The organism is Brevinema andersonii (assembly GCF_900112165.1).
Taxonomy (GTDB): Bacteria; Spirochaetota; Brevinematia; order Brevinematales; family Brevinemataceae; genus Brevinema; species Brevinema andersonii.
On the sequence record NZ_FOKY01000031.1, the window covers coordinates 1 to 4,959 of the forward strand.

General features: G+C 32.1%; 4 protein-coding genes and 1 tRNA gene. 4 read left to right on the forward strand and 1 reads right to left on the reverse strand.

Going from position 1 to position 4,959, the window contains the following annotated elements:
• Window positions 1-334 precede the first annotated feature (334 nt).
• Window positions 335-424: transfer RNA gene (locus BM018_RS07400), tRNA-Ser, on the reverse strand.
• Between the two features lie 131 nt (window positions 425-555).
• On the opposite strand from BM018_RS07400, the gene BM018_RS07405 reads away from it, so the two are divergent.
• The 4 genes from BM018_RS07405 to BM018_RS07420 all read left to right on the forward strand — a co-directional run bounded on the left by BM018_RS07405 (window position 556) and on the right by BM018_RS07420 (window position 4,537).
• Window positions 556-1,362: a hypothetical protein gene (locus BM018_RS07405; protein ID WP_092320158.1), complete on the forward strand. Its 807-nt coding sequence runs from the start codon at window positions 556-558 to the stop codon at window positions 1,360-1,362.
• Between the two features lie 216 nt (window positions 1,363-1,578).
• The gene (locus tag BM018_RS07410) at window positions 1,579-3,222 is read left to right on the forward strand and encodes a hypothetical protein (RefSeq protein ID WP_092320160.1); all 1,644 of its coding nucleotides are present in this window, start codon (window positions 1,579-1,581) and stop codon (window positions 3,220-3,222) included.
• A gap of 105 nt (window positions 3,223-3,327) precedes the next feature.
• Window positions 3,328-3,726, forward strand: a complete 399-nt coding sequence (locus BM018_RS07415) for a hypothetical protein (protein ID WP_092320162.1) — start codon at window positions 3,328-3,330, stop codon at window positions 3,724-3,726.
• A 301-nt stretch (window positions 3,727-4,027) separates the two neighbouring features.
• Complete coding sequence (locus BM018_RS07420) at window positions 4,028-4,537, forward strand: DUF456 domain-containing protein (protein ID WP_092320164.1); 510 nt, start codon at window positions 4,028-4,030, stop codon at window positions 4,535-4,537.
• Window positions 4,538-4,959: the final 422 nt, after the last annotated feature.

Genomic DNA, 4,959 nt, shown 5'->3' on the forward strand with positions numbered 1-4,959 from the left:
TTATTCCCCATTACTTAGCTGGGCAATGTATATTACATTTATCTATAAAAGCAACCCTAACATCTATTCCGTTTCAAATTTACGGATATTTTATTGAAATGTATAATATAAGTTAAGTTTACAGAGAGAGTTATCAAAATTCGGTTCCTACTATGGAACCGGGGAAAGTATGTTTTGAGAATCTATGAAATTTTCAGGTGCAATTTCTCAGAAAAATGTTCTCAACAGTCTCATTCAAATTCTTTGAACGGGCAAGATGTCCCGATTTTCAGGAAGTGTAGGGGTAAAATAAAAGTTCTAAATCGTTATATATCAACTACTTAGAACTTATGTTCGGAGAGGATGGGATTCGAACCCATGATCCCGTAATATCCAGGACAACTTCTTAGCAGGAAGCCGCTTTCGACCACTCAGCCACCTCTCCACAGAGTATCATTTTACATGATTATTAAAATTTTGTCAATCCTTTTTATTAATTTTAATAAAAAGGATTGACAAATATAATAAAAGTCTGCCATAATAAACTCCTAGAATAAGAAAAATGCGAGTGCATCTTTGAAGAAAATTATATTTGTCTGGTTATTATGCAGCACAGCACCTATTTTCAGTTTCTATGATTATCCTTTTCATTCCTCAGTTGGAAAGCTTCGCGAAATAAATACTCAACATTTTCGTATTATTTTTTCTGATTCGTCAGCAGAGCATGCTTTTTCTGTTGCGGCATTTGCAGAAGAAGAATTTTCTTCTTTACAAGAAATTTATGGCATTGTTACTAATAGATTTCCTATTCATGTTGTTGTTTCTACGGATTATAATACAGCTAATGCTTTTGGTAGTCCTGTCAGTTATCCTACAATTCATATGTTTACTGGTGTAGCACCTGATTTGTCGGGGCTCGTATCATATACGGAACCTAACAGATTACGTACCTTGTTTCGTCATGAATTGACTCATATTGTGGCGTTTTCGACGCTTTCTGGAAAGAAAATTTTGCGTCCTTTGGAATATAATTTTCGACCTACTGTTCTCTTAAGTGCTGGGACTTTTATAGAGGGGTCTGCTGTTCAACGTGAAAGTGATTCTGGTTATGGCCGCATGCATGATCCTCTGCATTATCATATGTTAAGAAGAAATTTATTGGATGATAAATTTCCTAACTTTGCCCAAATGAGTGGTGCTCAAACAGCTTATGATACAGGTCATTTTCGTTATACTTTTGGTTCGTTTTTAAGTCAGTTTCTTGAAGGAAAGGGGCTTAAAGATTCCAGAATATTGGCGTCAATCCGGAAAGTGGCAGCCTTCTGCAAAAATTATAAAGTCGTTTACTGGAAAAAAACAAAAAGAATTATGGACAAAATTTAAAAATTCTTTGGATGTTTCTGGTTATCAAACAAACAATAATTTTCTATTGACCTCAAAAAGACGGCGTATTCATTCTCTTGTCAAGAAAAAAAATAAAATTTATTACTATGATGCTCAATCCCGAACTTTATATTATTATGATTTGAATTCAAAAAAAATAAAGTAGTTGCTTATGGTATATGGGATAAAGTTGATATTTCCGATGATGAAAAATTATTGCTTGTTTCGGGAACAAGGCAACATGGTTCTGTTTTGGAAGGATTTACAGTGCTTCTTGACAGAAAAACTCTTATACCTCGTTCGAAGCCTTACAAAAATATTAAAGATGCTTCTTTCTTACCGGGTAGTCGCAATTTTGTTGCATTGCGGGTTTCTGAAGGCATTCCTGAACTGGTTCTTATAGAGAAGAATAATATCATTTCTTTGAAAAAAGGTTCTTTATATGAATTTTTTGATTCACCAATCATGACAGATAACGGTTTTGTCTTTCTGTTACATTCTTATAATGGAAAGCAGAGTATTGCTCGTTGGGACCAAGCAACTCAAAAATTAGAAGCATTGCATTTCAGTTTTGGAAAATTTCCTCGTTTTCTGACACGGATTGATAATGGTATTGCTTTTGCTTATGCTCAGGATCAGGATGATTTTTATAAAACAGCTTTTCTGCAGAATAATACACTCACTTTTATCACTAATAATTTCAAAGGTGAAATGTTTGAAGCCGTATTGGATGATGATAATCTTATTTATAAAACATCTTTTTCCGATCAAGATAATCTTGCTTCTCTTTTAATGACAAATGCTGTCAGACAGCCTGCGGTTTTTGAAGAGATCAAATCTGTTGCTCCACAAAATACCAATACTTATGAAGGCAGAATTTCAAATTATCGGGTTTCTCAGAATTTGGTACCTTATTTATGGATGCCTTTTGTGTCTTTGGAAAAAGCTGGTTTATCTACCTTTATTTTTGACAGTACGGGTGCTAATAAGATTCATACAGGCTTCAATATTGAATATAAGCGTGGAACACCAGAATTTTTTCTTACTTGGAACCATACCTTTCAAAAATTATTTATTTCTTTTTCTTTTAATAATCTTTACATTCCTGAGAATTTTGTCTTTGGATTAAAAGAACATCATTTATTATCTGCTTCGTTAGCCAATCAGTACCAAGTTGGTTCTCCTTATGGCTGGGGAACTTTTCAGATTGGTCTGTCCTTATTATGGCAAGGGAGGTTAATCGGCAATAATGTCCAGCATCCTTACACTTGGAATCGTTTAAAAGTACAACAATTGATTGGGGTTGTTACTCTCAAGTGGAGAAAAAATCAATCCGAAGGAAAGTTTGGTTTTTATCAGATTTGGGAACTGGTATTCCAACATAAAATTGATTATTTGCGCGTACAGCTACAAAGTTTTGAAGCATCTGTAAAATTTTCTCCTCCTGTACTACCGATAACATTTAGTTTTTATTCTAGTTATAATACAGGTTTCTTGAATATCCAAGGATTTTCTTTATTGGGCTCTACATTAATGCCTCAATACCGTGAATATTCACGGTATTATGTAGCATGCCGTTATGCTTTTTATGGTTCGACTGATTTGCAGTTATATTCTTGGGAAATCCAAAACGGCCCTGGACTAGGAGAAATATTCTTCGAACGGTGGACTTTTTACAGCGGGTATCGAGCGGCATGGTGGAAAAAATATTTTTTGCAGTCTTTCTATTTTAAAACACAGGTGGATATGTCCATACTATATGGAAATGTTCCGTTTGGATTATTTCTGGAAATACATTATGGAATTTTTAATAAACAATTAGGATTTAACTATGGTATCCAAAGTAAATTGCTCTTTTAATTTAATAATTATATTTTAATGTATAAAAAGATTGCATAAATCTTAGAAATAAATTACACTGCAGTGGTAGTAGTATTTAAAATAATACTCCCAAATGGAGAAAAAATGGCAATAATATGGTTCTTATTTTTAGTATTATTGATCCCTCAAAATTTATATTCTCGGTACATTTCTCAAAGATATCCAACAGAATATGTTAAAAAAGTTCATCAATTAGTCAGCGTAAAACAAACACTAAAAAAACAAGATACTTATTTAGATTTCCTCAGCGAACAAAAACAACTTAGTGCAGGATTATCTAACCAACAAATTATACAGATTGCCCCAATTAATAAAGAACTTAACGCTAAACTACAAGAAGTAACTATGCGTTCAAATTCTCTTGAACAAGAATATCAAAATAAAATTAATAGTCAGGATAAACGCTTTCAGGCAATACAAAGAGAATTATTTCAAAAAAAGGATTCTGCTAATTTAAAATTACTTGGTACTCAAACAACTTGAAAAGAAAAATCACAATTGAGCGAGAAAATTAAATCAATCAATAAGCTTTTACAGAAATATGATCAGGAATATAAAAAACAAATTGTGAAACGGTAAGAACGAAAAATTTTAAAGAAACAACGTCAAGCATTGCAGGAAAGTTGTAAAAAATCAAGAAAACCAACTAAAAGAACTATTTTTCAAATATTATGAACTGTATTTATTCAAAAATTTTATAATTATACTTGCCATTTTAGTTATTTGTATTTAATTTTCTTTTGACACTGAAAAAAAATCTACAGTGATCAAAAGGAGAGATATTATGTCAAGTGAAGACATGAAGAAGAAAGCAGCAGAAATTTCTAAATCCATTAGAGATACAGGTGATAAAATCCTGAAGGATATGGAAGGGAAATTTTCTGATGCAGAAAAACAAACAGTTTCATTTACTACAAAACTCATGAGTAATATTTCTGCACATTTTCATTCTATAAAAAAAGATAATGTTGCTTCATTTTTGTTAGGAGTAGGTGGGGTTACATTAGCTGCAGGTTTTTCATTAATTCCTGGTGTTGGTTTTATTATGGGATTTTTCGTTGGTGTGCTTTTGAATGATGAGTATCGTGTAAAAATTAAAGATTTCCTCTCTAAGAGTAATGATATTATTACTACTACTTCCAAAAATGCAACAACTGCTATTCAAAATAATTGGGATAAATTTATGAATATAATTCATACCAATGTAGAAAAAATTAATGAACAAAAAGATTATATTGAAAGTGTTGCAAAAGATATGGAAGAACATATGAAAAATTATCAAGAGAAAAAATAGAAATTGATTTTTGATCGTGATAATATATTAAATTTCAAGCAAAAAATAAAAAATCAGTTGAATAAAAGTACTCAACTGATTTTTTATTTTTTAAAGGATAAATGAATTTTTGAGCCGTGTTAAGAGAAGTTTGATTTGAGACTATTATAAGAATGATTTGAGACCTGAATGAAGCTAGACGCTGACGAGCTTAAGAGGTAATTTAAGAGGAAAAACCTCGGACATCTAAGACTTGAAGAAGCTGTATCTTGCCTGAACGCCCCATAACCTTATTAAACTTAAGGATGGGGCGTTTCTTAATTCCAGTTTAATTCCCGACCCTGCGACATTTAAAAAAATGATTGATTTTGAGGCTTAACCGGCGACATTTTTCCTAAGTGTTTGTATTTCTTTGCTTTAGGATGATAGTGATGATGGCTCGG